Annotated in this window: 17 protein-coding genes; 8 read left to right on the top strand and 9 right to left on the bottom strand. The window is 65.9% G+C overall.

Going from position 1 to position 22,366, the window contains the following annotated elements:
- Positions 1-83: 83 nt before the first annotated feature.
- A complete protein-coding gene (locus CWS35_RS23125; RefSeq protein ID WP_245438632.1) occupies positions 84-2,147 on the top strand; it encodes a carbamoyltransferase C-terminal domain-containing protein in 2,064 nt (687 codons plus the stop codon).
- Here the strand turns inward: CWS35_RS23125 and CWS35_RS23120 are convergent.
- The 7 genes from CWS35_RS23120 to CWS35_RS40510 all read right to left on the bottom strand — a co-directional run bounded on the left by CWS35_RS23120 (position 2,107) and on the right by CWS35_RS40510 (position 10,783).
- Positions 2,107-3,042 carry a DMT family transporter gene (locus CWS35_RS23120; protein WP_100953925.1) on the bottom strand — a complete coding sequence of 312 codons (936 nt, stop codon included), beginning with the start codon at positions 3,040-3,042 and terminating at the stop codon, positions 2,107-2,109. The genes CWS35_RS23125 and CWS35_RS23120 overlap by 41 nt on opposite strands.
- A gap of 186 nt (positions 3,043-3,228) precedes the next feature.
- Positions 3,229-4,098 carry an NAD(P)-dependent oxidoreductase gene (locus tag CWS35_RS23115; protein WP_024578438.1) on the bottom strand — a complete coding sequence of 290 codons (870 nt, stop codon included), beginning with the start codon at positions 4,096-4,098 and terminating at the stop codon, positions 3,229-3,231.
- 3 nt (positions 4,099-4,101) lie between these two features.
- Positions 4,102-5,233, bottom strand: a protein-coding gene (gene prfB, locus CWS35_RS23110) for a peptide chain release factor 2 (RefSeq protein WP_100555258.1) whose coding sequence is annotated in 2 segments (ribosomal slippage) — positions 4,102-5,163 and positions 5,165-5,233 — 1,131 coding nt in all. Because the reading frame shifts where the segments join, the coding sequence is not laid out codon by codon here.
- 106 nt (positions 5,234-5,339) lie between these two features.
- Positions 5,340-7,829 carry a penicillin-binding protein 1A gene (locus CWS35_RS23105; protein ID WP_024578440.1) on the bottom strand — a complete coding sequence of 830 codons (2,490 nt, stop codon included), beginning with the start codon at positions 7,827-7,829 and terminating at the stop codon, positions 5,340-5,342.
- A 286-nt stretch (positions 7,830-8,115) separates the two neighbouring features.
- Complete coding sequence (locus tag CWS35_RS23100; RefSeq protein WP_100953923.1) at positions 8,116-9,435, bottom strand: N-acetylmuramoyl-L-alanine amidase; 1,320 nt, start codon at positions 9,433-9,435, stop codon at positions 8,116-8,118.
- Between the two features lie 628 nt (positions 9,436-10,063).
- Entirely contained in the window at positions 10,064-10,618 is a 555-nt protein-coding gene (locus tag CWS35_RS40515; protein ID WP_305764549.1) for a hypothetical protein, read from the bottom strand.
- A 3-nt stretch (positions 10,619-10,621) separates the two neighbouring features.
- Entirely contained in the window at positions 10,622-10,783 is a 162-nt protein-coding gene (locus tag CWS35_RS40510; protein WP_305764548.1) for a hypothetical protein, read from the bottom strand.
- A 15-nt stretch (positions 10,784-10,798) separates the two neighbouring features.
- Between CWS35_RS40510 and CWS35_RS23095 the strand changes: the two genes are divergently transcribed.
- Together CWS35_RS23095 and CWS35_RS23090 are read left to right on the top strand one after the other, a co-directional pair.
- The gene (locus tag CWS35_RS23095) at positions 10,799-13,348 is read left to right on the top strand and encodes a ribonuclease E/G (RefSeq protein ID WP_305764547.1); all 2,550 of its coding nucleotides are present in this window, start codon (positions 10,799-10,801) and stop codon (positions 13,346-13,348) included.
- Positions 13,349-13,445: 97 nt separating this feature from the next.
- The gene (locus CWS35_RS23090; protein ID WP_100953919.1) at positions 13,446-14,678 is read left to right on the top strand and encodes an FAD-binding oxidoreductase; all 1,233 of its coding nucleotides are present in this window, start codon (positions 13,446-13,448) and stop codon (positions 14,676-14,678) included.
- Between the two features lie 128 nt (positions 14,679-14,806).
- On the opposite strand, the gene CWS35_RS23085 is transcribed toward CWS35_RS23090, so the two are convergent.
- Both CWS35_RS23085 and CWS35_RS23080 read right to left on the bottom strand, forming a co-directional pair.
- On the bottom strand, positions 14,807-16,141 hold the full coding sequence (locus CWS35_RS23085; protein ID WP_100953917.1) for a dicarboxylate/amino acid:cation symporter: 1,335 nt from the start codon (positions 16,139-16,141) through the stop codon (positions 14,807-14,809).
- A 183-nt stretch (positions 16,142-16,324) separates the two neighbouring features.
- Positions 16,325-17,512 (bottom strand): pyridoxal phosphate-dependent aminotransferase, encoded by a 1,188-nt coding sequence (locus CWS35_RS23080; protein ID WP_100953915.1) that lies wholly within the window; start codon positions 17,510-17,512, stop codon positions 16,325-16,327.
- A 242-nt stretch (positions 17,513-17,754) separates the two neighbouring features.
- Between CWS35_RS23080 and CWS35_RS23075 the strand changes: the two genes are divergently transcribed.
- The 5 genes from CWS35_RS23075 (at position 17,755) to accB (ending at position 22,365) form a co-directional block, all read left to right on the top strand.
- Positions 17,755-19,161 (top strand): M48 family metalloprotease, encoded by a 1,407-nt coding sequence (locus CWS35_RS23075; protein ID WP_024578447.1) that lies wholly within the window; start codon positions 17,755-17,757, stop codon positions 19,159-19,161.
- Between the two features lie 86 nt (positions 19,162-19,247).
- The gene (locus tag CWS35_RS23070) at positions 19,248-20,015 is read left to right on the top strand and encodes a DsbA family protein (protein WP_024578448.1); all 768 of its coding nucleotides are present in this window, start codon (positions 19,248-19,250) and stop codon (positions 20,013-20,015) included.
- Between the two features lie 266 nt (positions 20,016-20,281).
- Positions 20,282-21,025: a DUF1236 domain-containing protein gene (locus tag CWS35_RS23065; RefSeq protein WP_100953913.1), complete on the top strand. Its 744-nt coding sequence runs from the start codon at positions 20,282-20,284 to the stop codon at positions 21,023-21,025.
- Between the two features lie 319 nt (positions 21,026-21,344).
- Complete coding sequence (gene aroQ, locus CWS35_RS23060) at positions 21,345-21,818, top strand: type II 3-dehydroquinate dehydratase (protein ID WP_100953911.1); 474 nt, start codon at positions 21,345-21,347, stop codon at positions 21,816-21,818.
- Between the two features lie 52 nt (positions 21,819-21,870).
- On the top strand, positions 21,871-22,365 hold the full coding sequence (gene accB / locus CWS35_RS23055) for an acetyl-CoA carboxylase biotin carboxyl carrier protein (RefSeq protein ID WP_024578451.1): 495 nt from the start codon (positions 21,871-21,873) through the stop codon (positions 22,363-22,365).
- Position 22,366 lies beyond the last annotated feature (1 nt).

Genomic DNA, 22,366 nt, shown 5'->3' with positions numbered 1-22,366 from the left:
AACCGGACATTCGTACCGGTCCGCGGCATCCGCGTTTGGCGGCTGCGGGCTATGAGATCACGCGCCGCCTCAGCGAACGTGCGATGGCCAAGCTTGGCCTGCACAAGGCCAATGGTGAATTCGCGCAGCGCACGATCGCCTCGATCCGCGAGCGATTGCGACGCGGCGAGACCATCTACATCGCTGGCCTCGCCTGCCCCGGCACGCACAACACCGGCGTCGCGCTGGTCGAGGTCACCCAGAAGGACGGCCCACGCCTGATCGTCAACAACGAGGAAGAGCGCTTCTCCGGCAACAAGCACACCAACGAATTCCCGCAGCATGCGCTCGACGACATGCGCAAGGTGTTGCAGCGGATGGGGCGCGACATCGGCGACATCGCAGCCTTCGTCACCACGTGGGACTATCCGGCGCTGATGGCGATGCTGATCCGCACTTCGTTCGAGGAAGCCCCGGCCAGTATCAAATTGCTGCGCGCGCCGATCGCGCCCGCGATCAATTTGCGCCAGATGGACCAGGTGAGGCGCATCTCGCGCAAGCTTGCGAAAATGTATGGGCTCGGCGAGCAGCTGCCGCTGATCTGCATGCCGCATCACGACAATCACGCCTGGTACTCGTTCACGGCCTCGCCGTTTGCCGATATCCGCGAGCGTGTTGCGATTGCGGTGCTCGACGGCACCGGCGATGTCGGCTCGATCTCGCTCTATGTCGCCGAGAACGGCGAGATGAAGCAGCTCTATTGCAACGATAGCCTGTTCGATTCGCTCGGCGCCTTCTACACCGTGATCTCGTCGAGCCAGGGCGGCTGGACCTGGCTCTCCAGCGAAGGCCGCTACATGGGCGCCGCCGCCTGGGGCGACATGAACCGCGCCACCAATCCTTATTACGCGCGCCTGAAGGACGTGCTGCAACTCGGGCCCGACGGCACCGTGCTGCTCAATCGCGCGATGGCCAACTGGTATGCCGATCCCGCCGACAATCCCTACAAGCAGCCGCTGATCGACATCCTCGGCCCGCCGCTGCGGCCGGACCAGCTGTGGAATCCCGACGCGGTGCTGCGCGTCGAGGACATCCATCACCGTCCCGACACCAAGGACCGCGTCGACAAGGCGGCCGCGACGCAACTGGTGTTCGAGGACGCAATGATCCACGTCATCGATCATCTGCTGCGCATCACGGGTACCGATCGCCTCGTATTAACCGGCGGCGTGGCGCTGAATGCACTCGGCAATATGCGGCTGCTCGAGCATTTCGACGAGGCGTGGTTCGAACAGGCGCAGCAGCGCAAGACGCGGCTGCATATGTGGGTGCCGCCGGTTCCCGGCGATCCCGGCGTGCCGATCGGCGCGGCGTGGCTGTTCGCGCATCTGGCGGGCGCACCGCGCGGCGCGCCGCTGTCGCACGCATTCTACTGCGGCCTGCCGCCTTCCAACGCCGACATCACCGCGGCACTCAACACCGACGATGTCGCCTCGTCCGTGATCGGCAACGTTGCGACATCAGAGGGGCGCGATGCGATCGCGGACCTGATGGCCTCCATGGTGGCGCAAGGCGGCGTGATCGCGATCTATCAGGGTGCGGCCGAAACCGGCCCGCGCGCGCTCGGTCATCGCTCGATCCTCGCCAATCCCTGCGATCCCGAGGTGCGCGAGCGGCTCAACGAGCGCGTCAAGTACCGCGAGGCGATCCGCCCGCTGGCGCCGATGGCGACGCTGCAAGCGGCGCGCGACTATTTCGAGCTGGAGGACGGCGCGTCCGACGACGACTACAACGCCTACAACTACATGGTGCTCACGGCCCATTCGAAGCCGGAGGCACGCGCGAGGATTCCAGCCGTGGTGCACGCCGACGGCACCGGGCGCATCCAGATCGTCCGCGAGGCGGACGATCCCCTCACCTACGCCTATCTGAAGGCGCTCGGCCGCCATATCGGCGTCGAGATGTCGGTCAACACCTCGTTCAACGTCGCGGGGCCGATCGCGCAGACGCCGGCCCAGGCGATGGACACGCTGCGACGCTCGAAGGGCCTCGATGCCGTGGTGCTGGTCGCCGACGACGGCACCGCCTATGCCGCCTGGCACGGCGGCGAGCGCGACAGCGGTCGTTTCACCGGCTGGTATGCGGAGTGGAAGCAGGCGCGCGGCTGAACCAGATCAGCACGCGTCCGTCGATCAAGAGCAGTGCACTCGCGATCACAAGCGCACCGGTCACCTCCCGCCACGAGACCGGTTCGCCGAGCACGAGATACCCGAGCAGCATAGCGGTGACCGGGATCAACAGCGTCACCAGCATCACATTGGTCGCGCCCGAGCGTTGCAGGATCTGAAAGAACACGATGTAGGCCAGTGCGGTCGACAGCGCCGCGAGCCCGAGCACCGCGAGCCATGTCGTCGCATGCGGCATCGGCAGCAGCCACGGCTTGTCGGCCACCGCGGCGACGGGGGCCATCATCACGCTGGAGGCCATCATCTGGAACGCCGCGGTCCCGAGCGGCGGCACGCGCTGCGGCAGCCGCCGCCCGACCAGCGCCGCGATGCCATAGCTGAAGGCGCCCGCAAGGCACAGCGCGATGCCGATGCCCTGCCGGCTCTCGAAGCCGAGCGCGTCGCCATGCAGGATCGCAACCCCGATCAGCCCGACGGTCACTCCCGCGACGCGGCGCGCCTGCAACCGCTCATCGCCGGTCACCGCCATGATCACCACCGCGAACAACGGGGTCGTCGCATTGAGGATCGAGGCCAGTCCGCTCGGAATGTAGGTCTGCCCGAACACGATCAGCGAGAACGGCAGCACGTTGTTGAACAACCCCATCGCGAAGAACGGCGCCCATCCCGAAACGCCGCGCGGAAATTCGATCTTCCTGGCCCGCAGCAACGGCAGCAGCATGATCGTGCCGAGCGCCACGCGCAGCAGCACCAGCGTCAGCGGCGGCAATTCGCGCAGGATCACGCCATTGAAGAAGAACGAGCCGCCCCAGAGCACCGACAGCAAACCGAGCAGCCCCCAGTCGCGGCGATCGATCCTGTTGTCGGCGGAAGGCATGGCAGGCACTCATCTGCGCTGGCGTAGATGCCTCGAGCCTTTCCCGCTCCGATGAAATCGGAACGGGGCTCTAGGTTCTTGTCTTGACGCGTTTTCTACACGCGAACCGGTATCCACTTCGCTCGAAAACGCTCTAGCGGCACCGAGCCACAATGGCCACCCGATTTCCGTGAATTGCTGGCCCGCCTATTTCGGCCGCGACACGATCTCGATCATCTGGCCTTCGTCACCGTCGGGCGCATGGGCCTTGGCCCTGTCGTAGGCGGTGAGCGCGGCGCGGCTCACGGGCACGCCCGGCAACAGCGTCTCGGCCAGCCGCACGGCATAGTCGGCATCCTTGTGGCGCAGCGCCGCGGTGAACGACGCGCCGGAAAAGTTGCGGTCGATCATCCGCTTGCTGTGGCGGATCACCTGCGGGCTCGCCACCGCGCCGGTCGCCAGCGCTTCGGCCACCAGCTTCATATCGAGGCCCGCCTGCTCGGCGATCGCAACGCCCTCGGCGAGGCTTGCGATCTGCACCGCGCCGATCAGGTTGTTGATCAGCTTGAACACGGTGCCGGTGCCGACCGGGCCGAAATGACGGATCGTGCTGCCGATCGGCGCGAGGAACGGTTGCGCCCGTTCGAGGTCGGCCGGATCGGCGCCGACCAGCAGCGTCAGCCTGCCGGCGGCCGCCGCCTCCGGCAGCCCGGTGACGGGACAATCGATATAGACCAGGCCGCGGCTGTGCAGCTCGCGCGCCATATCGAGCGTGTGCTGATAGGAGACCGTAGAGCACTCGATCGCGAGCGTGCCGGCCTTCATGGTGGCGGCAGCGCCGTCCTTGGTCAGCCAGACCGCGCGCGAGGCTTCATCGTCGGCCACCATCGTGATGACCGCATCGGCGTCGATCGCGGCGTCCTCCGGCGAGGTCGCCCAGATCGCGCCGCGCGCGATCAGGTCCTCGGCCTTGGCCTTGCTCCGGTTCCACACCGCGACCGTGAAGCCCGCATCGAGATAGCGGCCGGCCATGCCGTGGCCCATGCGTCCCAATCCGATGAAAGCGACGCGCGGCATGGCTTAATCCACATCCTCGACGGAGCCCGGCCCGGTGCCGAAGGCACGTTGCGCCAGCGTTGCCGCCATGAATTCATCGAGATCGCCATCGAGCACGCCCGACGTGTCGGAGGTCTGCACCCCCGTGCGCAGATCCTTCACCATCTGGTAGGGCTGCAAGACGTAGGAGCGGATCTGGTGGCCCCAGCCGATATCGGTCTTGGCGGCCTGATCGGCGGCGGCCTGCTCCTCGCGCTTCTTCAGCTCGATTTCGTACAGCCGCGCGCGCAGCATGTCCCAGGCCTGCGCCCGGTTCTTGTGCTGGGAGCGGCCGGCCTGGCAGACCACCGCGATGCCGGTCGGAATATGCGTCAACCGCACCGCCGACTCGGTCTTGTTGACGTGCTGACCGCCGGCGCCGCCCGATCGCATCGTGTCGGTGCGGACGTCGCTTTCCTTGATCTCGATCTTGATCGAGTCGTCGATGACAGGGAAAATCTGCACCGACGAGAACGAGGTGTGCCGCCGCGCGTTGGAATCGAACGGCGAGATCCGCACCAGGCGATGCACGCCGGCCTCGGTCTTCAGCCAACCATAGGCATTGTGGCCGGAGATCTGGATGGTGGCCGACTTGATGCCGGCCTCTTCGCCCTGTGACTCTTCGAGATACTCGATCTTGAAGCCGTGCTTCTCCGCCCAGCGCGTGTACATGCGCAACAGCATCTGCGCCCAGTCCTGGCTCTCGGTGCCGCCAGCACCGGCATGGACTTCGAGATAGGAATCGAACTTGTCGGCCTCACCCGAGAGCAGCGCCTCGAGCTCGCGCCGGGCGACCTCCTTCTTGAGGTCCTTGAGCGCCTTCTCGGCCTCCGCGACCACGCCCGCATCGTTCTCGGCCTCGCCGAGCTCGATCATGCCGACCTGGTCCTCGAGCTCGCGCTCGACCTTGCCGATGCCGGAGAGCGAATCCTCCAGTGAGGTACGCTCCTGCATCAGCCGCTGGGCTTTCTGGGGATCGTTCCAGAGATTGGGGTCTTCAGCGAGCTTGTTCAGCTCAGCGAGGCGTGCCGTCGATTGATCGACGTCAAAGATGCCTCCTCAGCAGCCCGACTGACTGCTTGATCTCTTCGACAAGGCGTTCGATTTCCGCGCGCATGGTCTTTCAGGTGTTGGGAAAAAAGCTCGTCAGGGATGTAGCGACCGGCGCGGCAAAGCGCAATCGGCTTGGCCGCCCTATCCCGATCATTTGGATCCGATCGCCGTTAGTATAATCCGCCGGTTCCCGGGCGAATGAAGAAGCCTCCGTCCGGCTGCTGCCCGCCGCTCTGCGAAGCCTGCGGCGCGCGGCCATCGGCGTCGGCAACGCCAACCGGGGCCGAATATTCCGGCGGTGCCGTACCCGGCTTGAAGGCTTCGAGGATGGTGTTTCCATTGCCCGGGCCGGCACGAACTCCGGTCTTCGCGTCGACCCGGATCAGCTTGATGCCAGCCGGCACCTTGAACGGCGTCGGTGGCTTGTCGGCCAGCGCAAGCTTCATGAAGTCCCTGGCGATCGGGGCCGCGGTACGACCGGCCTGCGCGGTTCGCCCCAGGCTGCGCGGCTTGTCGTAGCCTAGGTACAAACCAACGACCAGATCGGACGAGAAACCGACGAACCAGAGGTCCTTCGCATCATTCGTGGTGCCGGTCTTGCCCGCGATCGGCTTGCCGACATCGCGCATGACCGTCGCCGTGCCGCGTTGGACCACGCCTTCCATCATCGAAGTGATTTGGTACGCGGTCATCGGGTCCAGCACCTGCTCGCGGCGGTCGACGAGCTGCGGCTCCGGCTGGTTCTTCCAGCCTCCGGGCGCGTCGCAGCCGCGGCATTCGCGCTGGTCGTGCTTGAAGATGGTGTGGCCATAGCGATCCTGGATGCGGTCGATCAGCGTCGGCTTCACCCGGCGGCCGCCATTTGCGAACATCGAATAGGCGGTAACCATGCGCATCACGGTCGTTTCACCAGCACCGAGCGCGTAGGACAGATAGTTCGGCAACTCGTCATAGACGCCGAAGCGCTTGGCATATTCGCCGATCAAGGGCATGCCGACGTCCTGCGCCAGGCGCACCGTCACGGTGTTGAGCGAATGCGTCAGCGCGTTACGAAGCGTCGTCGGTCCGTAATACTTGCCAGTAGAGAAGTTCTCCGGACGCCAAACACCGGCGCCCTGCCCTTGGTCGATCTCGATCGGTCCGTCGACGATGATACTCGACGGCGTGTAGCCATTGTCCAGCGCAGACGAGTACACGATCGGCTTGAACGACGAACCCGGCTGCCTGTAGGCCTGCGTCGCACGGTTGAACTGGCTCTGGTCGAACGAGAATCCGCCAACCATCGCCACCACACGACCGGTCCAAGGATCCATGGCAATCATCGCGCCGGATACCTCCGGCAATTGCCGCAGGCGATACTGGCCCTCGACCGCGTTGCCATCCTTGTTCACCAGCGGGTCAGCATAGATCACGTCGCCCGGTTGCAGCACCTGCGAAACCGCCGTCGGCGTTTTGCCCTTGCTCCTGGCCCAACGCACGCCATCCATCGTGATGATGCCGGTCTGGCGCTCCTTGCTGACCGCGCCGCCGAGTTCGCGGCCCGGCTGAAAGCCGATCCGCGCCGACTGCTCACTGGTCTCCAGCACCACGGCCATGCGCCAGGGCGAGATGTCCGAAAGCGATTTGACGTCGGCGAGCTTCACACCCCAGTCGCCGGAGGCGTCGAGCTTCTGCACGGCCCCGCGCCAGCCCTGCGCCTCGTCGTAATTGACCAGACCCGCGACCATGGTCTTGCGCGCCATCACCTGGATCTTGGGATCGAGCGTGGTACGCACCGACAGGCCGCCTTCGTAAAGCTTCTTCTCACCGTAGCGCTCGAAGATGTCGCGACGGACCTCCTCGGCGAAATACTCGCCGGCGAAGATATGCGCCCCGTTCGAGCGGTTGGTGACGACGAGCGGGTCCTTGCGCGCCTTGTCGGCGTCGGCCTGCTTGATCCAGCCGTTCTCCAGCAGGCGGTCGATCACATAGTTGCGGCGCTCGATCGCGCGGTCACGGTTGCGCACCGGATGCAGCGCGGCCGGCGCCTTCGGCAGCGCCGCCAGATACGCCGCCTCGGCCACCGTCAGCTCATTGACCGACTTGTCGAAGTAGACCAGCGACGCCGCCGCGATGCCATATGCGCCGAGCCCGAGATAGATCTCGTTCAGGTAGAGCTCGAGGATGCGATCCTTGGAATAAGCGCGCTCGATGCGCATCGCCAGCAAAGCTTCCTTGATCTTGCGGGCGAAGGAAACTTCGTTGGTCAGCAGGAAGTTCTTGGCGACCTGCTGGGTGATGGTCGAGGCGCCCTGCGGGCGGCGGTTGGAGCCGTAGTTCTGCGCGTAGAGGATCGCGGCGCGCGCCATGCCCTGATAGTCGACGCCGCCGTGCTCGTAGAAGTTCTTGTCTTCGGCCGCGAGGAAGGCGTTGATCACGAGCTTCGGCACCGCCTGGATCGGCAGATAGAGCCGGCGTTCCTTGGAGTATTCGCCGAGCAGCGCGCCGTCCGCGGCGTGCACGCGGGTCATCACCGGCGGCTCGTAGTCCTGAAGCTGCGAGTAGTCCGGCAGGTCCTTGGAGAAATGCCAGATCGCGCCGGCGACGGCGGCGACACCGACCAGGAACACGACGGTTCCAGCGGCGAACAAGAAACCAATGAACCGCACGAGCAGGCGCATTATCGACGTTCCGTTCCTACCCTCCGGCGCCCAGTCGTCGTCGGCAGCGCCTGTCCAAAAGTGCGAAAGCCTCACACAACGAAGGCTCGTATTTCAAAAGGGCCGATATCTGAGGACCGACCAACGGGGCCCCGACCCCAGCAAGCCACCTTGCGCACGCGAAAATACCAAAGCCGCCGGACAGTATGGTCGATTCTGTGGACCCGCAGTCCATTGTCTATACCGTCGCCGCTGTGGCCAAACTAGGGCTTCAGCGCCACGGCTCCGGCTTTTCGGCCGGCCAATTTCACTTTGCCGGTCCGGCAGTTGCCAGCCGCTTGGCGAAGAATGCATCGATTGCCTGGGCCATCGAACCGACCGCCTTGTTCCGCCAGTTCTCGGAGACCAGGTGCTCGAGGTCGCTCTTGTTCGAGACATAGCCGATCTCGACCAGCACGGACGGCACGTCCGGCGCCTTCAGCACCCGGAAGCCGGCCGATTTGAGCGGATGCTTGTGCATCCGCACCGTGGACTTCATCTCGTCCATCAGCAGCCGGGCGAAGCGGTTCGAGAAGGTCTTGGTCTCGCGTTGCGCGAGGTCGATCAGGATATCGGCGACCTCGGTCGGCTCGTCCGTCAGGTTCACGCCGCCGATGGCGTCGGCCTTGTTCTCGGTCTCGGCCAGGCGCTCGGCTTCGGCATCTGAGGCCTTGTCCGACACCGTGTAGATCGTGGCACCCTGGGCGTCGCCCTCACGGCGTGGCAGCGCGTCGGCATGGATCGAGACGAACAGCGCCGCCGATTGGGTGCGCGCGATCTTCACCCGGTCGTTGAGCGGGATGAAGGTGTCGTCGGTCCGGGTCATGATCACGCGATATTTGCCGGACTGCTCGATCCGGTCGCGCAGCGCGAGGCCGAAGCCGAGCACCAGGTTCTTCTCGGTCTGGTCGCCGGACTGGGTGCCATTGTCGATGCCGCCGTGACCGGGATCGATCACGATCAGCGGCCGCGGATCGGTGACCGGCGGGAGCGCAGCCGTGGCGACGGCCGGGATCGCCGCCGTGGTGGACCCGGCATTCGCAGGCTTCAAGTCAGGCCGGCTCTCGGGCGCCAGCGACTGCACGAAGGCGGTGCGATCGATCTCCTCGAAGTCCAACACCAGCCGCGGCGGCTGGCCGTTGGCGGCGTCGAGCACATAGGAGTTGGCGATCTTCACCGGGCCGGCGAGGTCGAAGACGATCCTGGAGCCGCCGGGCATCACGAGCCCGTAGCGGAACGCCTTCACCAGTCCCCGCCCCGCCGAGCCGGTGCCGGCGGCGAGCTGGAAATTGACCTGCGGGATGTCGACCACGACCCGGTACGGGTCGGCCAGCGGGAAGGCGCGAAACTCGATCTTGCGGTCCAGGTCGAGGATGAAGCGGGTCTGCTTGTCGTCGCCGGCGAGCCTGGCGCCGGACGCGACCGGGAAATTCGAAACGCCGGCAGCCGCGGCATTCGCAGCCGGGGCGGATGGGCCCCCCTGAGGGCCTTCCGCGGCGCTTGGGGCACTGGCGACGGCGAACGTCAATGCTGCGGCGCACAACAGCCCACATCCCGGAAAAATGAGGTGCATAGCGCGGTTCGCCACCCGATTCGGAGCCTCCCAGCTGCTTCTTACCGGATTAGAACCACACGGTTAATCGCACCCTAATGACATCGGGGCGAAAAGAACCGAGTGTTGCGGCGGCGTGACGCTTCCCTTGCACGCGGCGGTCAATCCACGTATGTACGGGGTGCTGACGGCTAGTACTCCCGGTTGTGTCGCGTTCAGCCTCCCGGTGCAGCGGTGGAACCTTCCAGGTCGAAGATCCCGCCGTGTTTTTCCGGTCCCTCCCCAGCCAGCGCCGCGCGCGGTTGACATGGAGTGGCGGATTCGAGCCCGAGCGGCGTCCGGTCCCAGGCACACTCCCTCGCCAGAGGGGCGGTTTGAGACACGGCGTAACTGATTATCTGGTCCCTTGGTGGATTCCTTGGGGGCCTCGATATGCGATGGCCGGCAGGCGCTTCGGCGCTGCGCCGGGCTTTCAGCAAAGGATACGGCGGTATTTCTCGCCGCCAACATGTTTAGACGGGCCGACGCTTAATGCGCCAGACTGCATTGCCGACCAGGATCCCCCGAATGATCGCGCTGACGCGAGGTGAAAACTTCGCCCGTCGCGTCATCCCGGTGAGTTCCCGTCCGGCGCTGCGCCGCGAGACGCGTTTTGGCCTTCCCCTCACCCCCGAATCAGGTGGACCGTCGCGTCACCGGGCGGCGCAGTTTGCGCGCGCCATGAGCCGCGCCCGCCGCCGTCAAGAGTTCCAAAATGCCCAACAAGATGTTGATCGATGCCACCCACCCGGAAGAGACCCGGGTCGTCGTGGTCCGCGGCAATCGCGTCGAAGAGTTTGATTTCGAGACTGCCCAGCGCAAACAGCTGCGCGGCAACATTTACCTCGCCAAGGTCACGCGCGTAGAGCCGTCGCTGCAAGCCGCCTTCATCGAGTATGGCGGCAACCGGCACGGCTTCCTGGCCTTCAGCGAAATCCATCCCGACTATTACCAGATCCCGGTCGCCGACCGTCAGGCGCTGATCGAAGCCGACGAGCGCGCCCATCGCGAAGCCGAGGAAGAGCACGAGAACCGCGGCCATCGCCGCCGTTCGCGCCATCGCAATGCCCGCCGCCGCGGCCATGGCGAGCGCGTTCAGAGCGAGGTCATCGAGGGTGCCGGCGATGCGCCGGCGCTGCCGGCCGCCGAAGCCCACGCCGACGCCGAGCATCACGATCATGGCCTAGCCGCCCACGAGGGCCACGAGCATGACGCGCACGATCATGCGCATCACGACGACCATGAGCACCATCATGATCACGAGCATCATGCCCACGGTCACGACGATCATGGCCATGATGATCACGATCATGACCACCACGACCATGATCACGCGCACGATCACGACCACCCTCATGAGGTGAGCGCGGCGCCGGGCGCCGACACGGCGTCCGACCCCGTCGTCGCGACGGTCGAAGCGTCGGTGGCGTCTGCCGCGCCGGAGACCGTCGAGACGATCGAGATCAATCACGAGCCCGAGCGGGCCCATGAGGAACAGGTCGAGGAAAACGCCGCGCACGCCGACGACGCGCCGCACGGGTCCACGGACGACGTTCACGCCCCCGCCGCGGAGCACGAGCACGTCGAATACGCCGCGTTCGCCGATGTCGCCGCCCCGGAGGCCGCGCATGGCGACGAGGCCGGCGAAGACGACGACGAGGATGACGGCGAAGAAGGCGAGGAAGAGGAAGTCGTCGAATCCGTCGGCGGCGACGACGTGCTCGAGGAGGTTCCCGAGCGCGCGTTCCGCCCGCGCCGCCAGTACAAGATCCAGGAAGTGATCAAGCGCCGGCAGGTGATGCTGGTGCAGGTCGTCAAGGAAGAGCGCGGCAACAAGGGCGCGGCGCTGACCACCTATCTGTCGCTCGCCGGCCGTTACGCCGTGCTGATGCCCAACACCGCGCGCGGCGGCGGCATCAGCCGCAAGATCACCTCGGCCCAGGACCGCTCCCGGCTGAAGGAAGTGGTGCAGGACCTCGACGTGCCCGAGGGCATGGGGATCATCCTGCGCACCGCGGGCGCGTCCCGCAGCAAGCCGGAGATCAAGCGCGACTTCGAGTACCTGATCCGGATGTGGGAAACGGTGCGCGACCTGACGCTGAAGTCGCAGGCGCCGACCCTGGTCTACGAGGAAGGCTCGCTGATCAAGCGCTCGCTGCGCGACCTCTACAACAAGGAGATCGACGAGATTCAGGTGGCGGGTGATGCCGGCTACCGCGAAGCGCGCGACTTCATGAAGATGCTGATGCCGGCGAATGTGCGCGCGGTGAAGCAGTATCGCGACGGCCAGCCGCTGTTCTCGCGGATGGGCGTCGAGAGCCAGCTCGACGCGATGTTCTCGCCGACCGTGCAGCTCCGCTCCGGCGGCTACATCGTGATCAACCAGACCGAGGCGCTGGTCTCGATCGACGTCAACTCCGGCCGCGCCACCCGCGAGCACCATATCGAGGACACCGCGCTCAAGACCAATCTTGAGGCTGCGGAAGAAGTCGCACGGCAGTTGCGACTGCGTGACCTCGCCGGCCTGATCGTCATCGACTTCATCGACATGGACGAGAAGCGCAACAACCGGGCGGTCGAGCGCAAGCTGTCCGACTGCCTGCGCCAGGACCGCGCGCGGATCCAGGTCGGCCGCATCTCGCATTTCGGCCTCTTGGAGATGTCGCGCCAGCGCATCCGCGCCAGCGTGCTGGAGAGCTCGACCGAGCCCTGCCCGCAATGCGGCGGCTCAGGCCACGTCCGCTCGGTCTCGTCGGTGGCGTTGCAGCTGTTGCGCGGCATCGAGGAAATCCTGATGAAGGGGGCGACCCACAATCTGGTGGTCCGCACCCGCACCGACGTCGCGCTCTATGTGCTCAACCACAAGCGCGGCCATCTGCGCGACCTCGAGGATTCCTTCCGGGTCTCGCTGTCGATCGTCGCCGATGCCACCGTGCACGGCCAGCAGTCCTACATCATCGACCGCGGCGAGCAGGTGCATACGCTGGAGGCCGCCAAGGCGCTGCTCGCTGCGCAGGCCGCCGCCGCGCCGGCTCAGCCTGAAGAGGCCGACGACGAGGAAGAGCTGTTCGAATACGAGGTCGAGACCGACGAGACCGAAGGGCTTGCCGACGAGCAGGCTACCGGCGAGGACGCCGGTGCGGCTGAAGGCGAAGGCGACGGTCAACGCCGCAAGCGTCGCCGTCGGCGCCGCGGCCGCGGCAGCAGCAACGAAGCGCGCGAAGGTGCTCCGCAGCCGCGCGAGGACGGCGATCTCATGCATGTCCTGCCGGAAGGCACCGAGGCGGTTGCCGCCGGCGATGCCGAAGGCGACGAGGACGAAGCCGACGCCCAGCAAGGCGCGGCCCGCGACGACCAGGGCGGCAGCGATGAGGCCGCGAACGGCGACCGGCGCCCGCGGCGCCGCGGACGCCGTGGCGGCCGCCGCCGGCGCGGCGCTGGCGGACCGGATGACGGTCTCGCCGGATCGATCTCCGATGAACTGAGCCCGACGGCGGCACCGGAAGCCGCCGACGCAGTCGCCGATTTCGACGGCCGTGATGCCGAGCCGGCGCCTTCGCTGGAACAGCCCGAATTGGTTACCCAGCCGGCGGAGTGGCACCCGGTCGAGGCGGCACCTGCCGAGACGGTCGTGGCACCTGTGGCGGAAGCTGCCAGTGCAGTCGCCGAGGACACCGTTGCCGACGGCGACCGCGCGCAGCGCCGCCGTTCGACGGTGCGCGAGAAGGTCAGCTTCGCGTCGAGCCCGCAGCCCGAGACGCCGGCGCCCGCGCTCGTTCAGGGCCCGGCCGAGGAAGCGGCCCCTGCCCCCGAACCGGCGGCGGCAGCCTCGGAGCCGGTGTCGGCCGCAACGGCCGAGGCTCCGGCCCGCAAGGGCTGGTGGTCGCGCCGCTTCGGCGGTGGCAACTAGCACCCCCTGCAAGTCAAAACGCCCGGTTCACGCCGGGCGTTTTCATTGGACGGGCAACCCGCTCATCAGAAGCGGAGCCTGACGGAGACAGACTTCAATGCAAAGCGCAATCGTTCTGGGCGGCGGCATGGTGGGCGTCAGCACCGCGCTGCATTTGCAGCGCCGCGGCTGGTCGGTCACGCTCGTTGACCGCAAGGAACCCGGCCGGGAGACCAGTTACGGCAACGCCGGTATCATCCAGAGCGAAGCGGTGCGGCCCTACCCGATGCCGCGCGATCCGGCTGTCCTCGCCAGGATCGCGATGGGACGTACCAACGACGTGCGCTATCGCCTGGCCGCGCTGCCGCAGCACGCCGGTCCGCTGCTGCGTTACTGGTGGAACTCGACGCCCGAGCGGCACCGCGAAGCCACCATCGCCTGGGCACGCCTGATCGCCCACGCCACCGCGGAGCACGACACGCTGATCCGCGATGCGCATGCCGACAATCTGATCCGCCGCGCCGGCTATCGGCTGCTGCATCGCGACCCGGTGGCGCTGGAGCAGGCGATCGCCGTCGCGGAAGAGAACCGGCGCGACTTCGGCGTGCAGTTTCGCGTGCTCGACGGCCGCGAACTCGCCAAGGCGGAGCCGCTGCTGCGCGACGACCTGCCCGGAGCCATCCACTGGCTCGGGCCGTGGACCGCGTCGGACCCCGGCGGTCTGGTTTCCGCCTATGCCAGATTGTTCGAGCGCCTCGGCGGCACGCTGTTGCGCGGCGACGCTCAGACGCTGACCGAGACAACGTCCGGCTGGTCGGTCGAGACGAATAGCGGCCGGATCGATGCCGCAAGCGTCGTGGTCGCGCTGGGACCGTGGTCACCGCAATTGCTGCGCAAGTTCGGGTACCGGATCCCGCTGGTGCGCAAGCGCGGCTACCACATGCACTATCAAGGCGGCCGCTCGCTCGACCTGCCGCTGGTCGACACCGCCAATGGCTATGCGATGGCGCCGATGGCCAAGGGCATCCGCATCACCACCGGCGCGGAGCTGACCAGTCCGGACGCGCCGGCGACGCCGATCCAGCTCGGCTACGCCGAAGCCGCCGCACGGCAACTGATCGAGATCGGCAGCCGCGTCGAGCCCGAACCCTGGTTCGGCACCCGCCCCTGCACCACCGACATGCTGCCGGTGCTCGGACCAGTGCCGAGCCATCGCGGGCTGTGGGTCAATTTCGGTCACGGCCATCAGGGCTTCACGCTCGGCCCTGCGACGGCACGGGTGCTCGCCGAAACGATGAACGGCGAGGCATCCTCGGTGGACACCTCGCCGTATCGGATCGACCGCTTCTGACGCCTGACGAGATCAGGTTGAACTGGAACGGCGTCGGACGTTCACCTCTCCCCGGCGGGGAGAGGTGAACCAAGACCGCGTCAAGTCGCTTCAACCCAAACTCATCCTGCTTTAGCGGCGGACGCGGATCAGTCCGTCGTCAGCGCGGTCTCCATGTCGGTCGGATCGATCTGCCGCGCGAGATTGGCGTTGAGCTTGTCGCGATCGAGTTCGCCTTCCCACCAGGCGACGATCACGCAGGCGACGCCGTTGCCGCACAGATTGGTCAGCGCGCGGCACTCGCTCATGAACTTGTCGATGCCGAGCACGATCGCCATGCCCGGCACCAGCCGCGGATCGACCACCGCAAGCGTCGCCGCCAGCGTGATGAAGCCCGCGCCGGTGATGCCGGACGCGCCCTTCGAGGTCAGCATCGCGACGACCAGGATCGTGAGCTGCTGGCTGAACGAAAGGTCGTAGCCCAGCGCCTGCGCGATGAACAGCGTCGCCAGCGTCATGTAGATGTTGGTGCCGTCGAGGTTGAACGAGTAGCCCGTGGGCACCACGAGACCGACCACGGACTTCGAGCAGCCGAGACGTTCGAGCTTCTCCATCAATGACGGCAGCGCGCTCTCGGACGACGACGTACCGAGCACGATCAGGAGTTCGTCCTTGATGTAGGCCAGGAACCTGAAGATCGAGAACCCGGCGATGCGCGCGATGATGCCGAGCACCACGAACACGAACAGCGCGGCGGTCAGATAGAAGGTCGCGATCAGCCCCATCAAATTGAGGATCGCGCCGGTGCCGAACTTGCCGATGGTGAAGGCCATCGCGCCGAACGCGCCGATCGGCGCCGCGCGCATCACGATCGAGATGACGCCGAACACCGCATGCGCAGCGTCGTCGATGAACGAGCGGATGGTGTGGCCGCGCTCGCCGAGCCCCATGATCGCGAAGCCGAACAGCACCGAGAACAGCAGCACCTGCAGGATCTCGCCCTGCGCGAAGGCGCCGACCACGGTGTCCGGAATGATGTGCAGCACGAAGTCGACGCTCTTCTGCGCCTCCGCCTGCTTGGCATAGCCGGCAACTGCCTGCGCGTTCGCCGCAGCATTGCCGAAGCCCGCGCCGGGCTTCACGATATTGCCGACGAGCAATCCGATCACCAGCGCGAAGGTCGAGACGACCTCGAAATAGACCAGCGCCTTGACGCCGATGCGGCCGACCTTCTTGGCATCCTGGATGTGGGCGATACCCGAGACGACGGTGCAGAAGATGATCGGCGCGATCACCATCTTGATCAGCTTGATGAAGCCGTCGCCGAGCGCCTTGATCCACTCGTTGGTGGCAAGCGTCGGCCAGAACGCGCCAGCCAGCGCACCAAGCACGATCGCGATCAGGACCTGGATATAGAGAATCTTGTACCACGGCTTGCCACCGGCAGACGCCGGTGAAGCCGTGGCAACGGTTGCCGTTGCCATGTGTCACTCCCCCTCAGAAATGGCGGAAAATAGCCAAGATCAACTTGGCCGTTCGAGTCAAACCGGAACTGTGTTGGCTTTGCTGCCTGCCCGCGACGATCTGCCGCGCACGGCGCCGCCGAGTTGGGCGCCGGGCCGCGAGACCGATCTGTCAGGCAAGACGGAAGGCTCTTGAAGTGGGCGCTATTTAAGCCAATGCGCGATCCGCGCAACTGCTTCCTGCATCTCCGCGGCCGATCGTGCATAGGAAAAACGGATGAAGGCGCGGCCGTGGATCGGATCGAAGTCGACGCCGGGGGTCGCCGCGACATGCGCCTTCTCGAGCATCTCGCTGGCGAAGGCGAAGCTGTCGGAGGTGAAGTCGGAGACGTCGGCATAGAGATAGAACGCGCCGTCGGCCGGCAGGAACTTGGTCAGGCCGGCTCTCGGCAGCCCCTCGATCAGGATGCGGCGGTTCTCCTGATAACCGCGCTTGATCGCCTCCATCTCCTCGCGGCCCTCGAACGCCGCTTCGGCCGCGATCTGCGACAAGGTCGGCACCGAGATCGACAGGTTCTGTTGCAGCCGCTCGATCGGCCGCACCAGCACGTCGGGCACCACCATCCAGCCGACGCGCCAGCCGGTCATGCAGAAGTATTTCGAGAACGAGTTGATCACGAGCGCGTTCGGCGACAGCTCGGCGGCCGTCACCGCGGGGAACGCGTAGTCGAGCCCGTGGTAGATCTCGTCGGAGATGAAGCGGATGCCGGCACTGTCGGCGGCGGCCATCAGGTTCGACAGCGCCTCGCGCGACATCATGGTGCCGGTCGGGTTGGCGGGGCTGCCGACCAGCACGCCCTTGAGCGGCGCCTTGCGGTGGGCCGCCAGCAGCGCCTCCCCGGTCAGCGCGTGGCGGGTGTCGCCGGAGGTTTCGATCAGCACCGGCTCGCAGCCGAGCGCGGTCAGGATATGCCGGTACGGCGGATAGCCGGGCACGGTGACCGCGACCCGGTCGCCCGGCTCGAACATCGCAAGAAACGCCAGGATGAACCCGCCCGACGAGCCGGTCGTGACGATGATCCGGTCAGCATCGACCGCGCAACCATACGTGTCCCGGTAATGCCGGGCGATGCGCGCGCGCAGCGTGGGGATGCCGAGTGCGGAGGTGTAGTCGATCCGCCCGCCGGTCAGCGCGGCCTGCGCGGCCGCGATCGCCTGCTGCGGCGCGCCCTCCGCGGGCTGCCCGACCTCCATGTGGATGACATGGCCGCCCGCCGCCTCGATTCGCGCCGCGGCGGCCATCACGTCCATCACCATGAATGGTGGAACATCGCTCCGCCCGGACGCTGTCAACAGGCTGTTCAAACGGTCTCTCGGTGTCGCTTCACGCATGGATTTCTGCTATTGCACGGCCGCAGCCGAATTCGGGTTCCCGTTACCCTTCTGCCGCCCCAGACTGGCCGCATTCGGTGGCTCCTTATAACGCTTTCAGGCCCAGTGAATACCCCAAGCGAATACCCGATACGCGTGAAGAAGAACTGCAAAAACAACAGGCTGCGCAGCGCCCCGAATCCAGCCGGGACGACGGTCGGGGTTTGCCTCGATGGCGCCGGCCATCGCCGGTAGATCGCCCGATGCTGTTCCGCCCCGCGCTTCGCGCCCGAACGTTCAAGTTGACCGCGCTGTTGACCGCGGTCGCGCTCGCGATCGGCCCGGTCGTGCCTGCACGGGCGCAGCAAAAGGGGCCGCCGGTGCTGCGCGACACCGAGTCCGAGCAGTTACTGCGTGAATACACCAGGCCGATCCTGCGCGCCGCCGGCCTGGAGAAGCAGAACATCCAGATCGTCATCATCAACGACGGCTCGTTCAACGCCTTCGTCGCCGACGGCCGTCGCATCTTCGTCAATTACGGCGCGCTGCTGCAATCGGAGACGCCGAACCAGATTATCGGCGTGCTGGCGCATGAAACCGGCCATCTGGCTGGCGGCCATCTCGCCAAGATGCGCGAGCAGCTTGCGCAGGCCCAGACCCAGATGATCATCGCGATGCTGCTCGGCGTCGGCGCACTCGCCGCAGGCGCCGGCGGCCGCAGCGGCGGCAACGGCCTCTCCAGCGCAGGCGCAGCCGCGATCTCGGCACCGCAATCGGTGATCCAGCGCACGCTGTTGTCCTATCAGCGCCAGCAGGAGGAGAACGCCGACCGCGCCGGCGTCAAATTCCTCACCGCCACCGGACAGTCCGCCAAGGGGATGTACGAGACCTTCAAGCGCTTCACCGACGAGAGCCTGTTCGCCTCGCGCGGCGCCGATCCGTATCTCCAGTCGCACCCGATGCCGGTCGACCGCGTCTCCGCGCTGCAAGACCTGGCGCGCTCCAGCCCCTATTGGGACAAGAAGGACGATCCGGCGCTGCAACTGCGTCACGACATGATGCGCGCCAAGATCTCGGGCTTCATGGAGCGGCAGGACACGGTCTATCGCCGCTATCCACTGTCCAACACCAGCCTGCCGGCGCGCTATGCCCGCGCGATCACGACCTATCTGCACGGCGATCTGCGTTCGGCGATCGCGCAGATCGACGGCTTGATCCAGGTGCAGCCCAACAATCCCTATTTCTACGAACTGCGCGGCCAGGCGCTGCTCGAGGGCGGCCGGCCGGCGGAGGCCATCGCACCGCTGCGCCGCGCCGTGCAGCTCTCCAGCAACGCGCCGCTGATCGAGATGCTGCTCGGCCAGGCGATGGTCGCCTCCGACAACAAGGCCTTCACCGACGAGGCGATCAACATGCTGCGCGCCGCGGTGGCGCGCGAGCCCGAGGCGCCGCTCGGCTACACCCAGCTCGCGATGGCCTATGGCCGCAAGGGTGACTATGCCCAGGCCGATCTCGCCTCGGCGCAGGCGGCCTATCTGCGCGGCGACACCAAGACCGCCCGCGAACTCGCGTCGCGCGCCAAGACACGATTCGCGATCGGCACGCCCGGCTGGGTCAAAGCTGACGACATTGTGAGCGCCAAGCCCATGCCGGGTCAGAAAAACAACTAGAAATAAACCGTAGTTCCATACAACGATCACCGAAACCGGCCGACGGCGTCGCCGTATTTTGGGCCACCTCGAACAAGGATTTTGCCATGCCAGCGCTTCGCTTTCTTGCCCCTGCCCTGCTCGCGCTCGGCGTTTGCGCCGCGCCGCTCACCGCGTCCGCGCAGAGCTTCACCGACACCCAGCGCGGCGACATCGAGACCATCGTGCGCAGTTACCTGATCGCGCATCCGGAGGTGCTCGAGGAGGCGATGAACGAACTGAGCAAGCGGCAGGCCGCGGCCGAAGCCGAGAAGCATGAGCAGAGCGTTGCCAAGAACGCCGACACCATCTTCAACTCGCCGCGCGGCGTCGTGCTCGGCAACAAGGACGGCGACGTCACCTTCGTCGAGTTCTTCGATTACAATTGCGGCTACTGCAAGCGCGCGATGTCCGACATGATGGACCTGATGAAGTCGGATCCGAAGCTGAAGGTGGTGCTGAAGGAATTCCCGGTGCTGAGCCAGGGCTCGGTCGAGGCCGCGCAGGTCGCGGTCGCCGTACGCATGCAGGATCCGACCGGCAAGAAGTATCTCGAGTTTCACCAGAAGCTGCTGGGCGGCCGTGGCGCCGCCGACAAGGCGCGCGCGCTGGCGGTCGCCAAGGACGTTGGTCTCGACATGACGAGGCTCGAGAAGGACATGGCGAGTCCCGAGGTGAAGGCGACCATCGAGGAGAACTTCCGCCTCGCCGAATCCATGGGCATGAACGGCACGCCGAGCTACGTGATCGGCAAGCAGGTCGTGATCGGCGCGGTCGGTGTCGACAACCTCAAGGAAAAGATCGGCATCGCCCGCTGCGGCAAGGCGACCTGCTGATCGCTTCCAGGCACATCTCTTCACTCAGCGAAATCCGGCTGCCATGCAGCCGGATTTTTTGTTGCGATCGCCGCACCGACTCCGCGCCGGCCGCATGGTGAGCTCGATCTCGCGCGCTTGGAGTTCGATTGGGCCTGTGGTTGAAGCACTTTCGCGTTCATCCCGCATTCACGAAACAAACTGCGAGGAACCGGAAATCGACAGGAACATCGCACATGATCCCTCGTTGTCGGCGCGGGCAATGCTGACACATGAGGAGGACTACGATGTCTAACCGATTTCTGATTTCGGTCGCCGCGGCGGCCCTGATCGCCGGCACCGGCCTTGCCAATGCGCAGGGCGCGGGCGGCGCAAGCAAGGAATCGCCGGCGGCCGGCGGTGGCGCGGCCATGCAGCACTCCGCGCCGTCGGGTGGCGCGTCGTCGGGCACGATGCAGCACGATACGGGCGGCATGAAGGGCGCCCAATCCGAGAAGTCCGGCCCTGCCACCAAGGGTGCGCAGGACGATACGCAGAAGTCGAAGAGCATGAGCTCGGAGAACGATGCGACCAAGGGCGCCAAGGACAGCGCGAAGGACATGAAAGCCGAGAGTCACGACAAGAACGGCAGCATGAAAGCCGAGGGTCGTGACAAGAGCGGCGCCCCGACCAACCAGAACGCCCAGACCAAGAACCCGACCGACACCAACCGCGCGCAGACCAACGACACGAGCCGCACGCAGACCACGACCGGTAACGCCGCAACCTCGGCCACCGCGGCTCCGCCGGCCGAGAAGCGCACCGAGATCACGACCGCGATCAAGTCGGAGCACGTCACCGAAGTCACCAATGTGAACTTCAACGTGGCGGTCGGCACCCGCGTCCCGACCGAGGTGCACTTCTACCCGGTGCCGGAGCGGGTCGTGACGATCTATCCGCAGTGGCGTGGCTACGAGTTGATCCTGGTCCACGGCCGCTACATCATCGTGCAGCCGGAAACCCACGAGATCGTCTACATCATCGAGGGCTAGCATGGCCTCTACGCGAGGGCGCCAATGCGTGCCCTCACCCACTCTCGACCCCGCCCCCGAGGGCGGGGTCTTGCGTTCGCCACATCCGCAAACGCCGGTGGATGGCGGCCCGGGGGCGCAACCCGAAGCGGCTTCCGTGAGACTTGGTTAATCAAGCAATTTCTGCGGGTTACGCCAGCCACCTGATGGGGTGGAGGAAGCCGTTGAAGACGTTCCGATTTCACCTAAAGGCTTCCCCTGCGGCCGGTTGTTACCTATAACCCGGCCCACTCCACCCCTTGTCGGAACCCCTATCGGAACCTTTGGCCGGAACTCTGGAATGGCTGCTGCCGGAACGATCTATGTGCTGAACGGCCCGAACCTCAACCTGCTGGGGACGCGCGAGCCGGAGACCTACGGCCATGCCACCCTCGCCGACGTCGAGAAGCTGTGCGCGGACACTGCGCGCCAGTTCGGACTGACCGCCGACTGCCGGCAGTCCAACCGCGAGGGCGAGCTGATCGATTTCATCCACGAGGCTCACGCCAAGAAAGCGGCCGGCATCATCATCAACGCCGGCGGCTACTCTCATACCTCGATCGCACTGCATGACGCACTGGTCGCGGTGAAAATCCCCGCCGTCGAAGTTCACGTCAGCAACATCCACGCCCGCGAGAGCTTCCGGGACCACTCGTTCATTGCTAAAGCCGCCTTCGCGTCACTTTGCGGTTTCGGCATCGACGGCTACCGGCTCGCGATGATCGGCCTTGCCACCAAAATCGGTGCCAAGATCGATGCAAAGGCAAAGACTTAATCGTCAATCCTGACGTTCCCCGTCACCAGACAGAGATTTCGGATCAAACAACATGGCGCGCCAGCCAGACGACAAACCAGCCGCAAAATCCAAGAGCGACTCCAAGAGCGACGACAGCGTCCTCATCCGCGAGCTCGCCCTTCTGCTTGCTGAGACCAACCTTACCGAGATCGAGATCGAACGCGCCGGCCTTCGCGTCCGGGTCGCCCGCAACATCAGCATCGCGGCCTCGGTGCCGACGGCCGTGCATGCCGTCGCCGCGCCGGCCGCAGTGGCGGTGCCTGCCGCCGCCGCAACCGACCTCGCAAAGCACCCGGGCGCCGTGCCCTCGCCGATGGTCGGTACCGCCTATTGGGCACCCGAGCCGGGCGCCAAGCCGTTCGTCGAAGTCGGCACCAAGGTCACGGCCGGGCAGACGCTTCTGATCATCGAGGCGATGAAGACGATGAACCAGATCCCGTCGCCGCGCGCTGGCACCGTGACGCAGATTCTCGTCGAGGACGGCCAGCCGGTCGAATTCGGCGAGCCGCTCGTCATCATTGAATAGC

Source organism: Bradyrhizobium sp. SK17 (assembly GCF_002831585.1).
In the GTDB taxonomy this organism is placed as follows: Bacteria; Pseudomonadota; Alphaproteobacteria; order Rhizobiales; family Xanthobacteraceae; genus Bradyrhizobium.
This window is presented reverse-complemented; position numbering and strand designations above follow the sequence as displayed.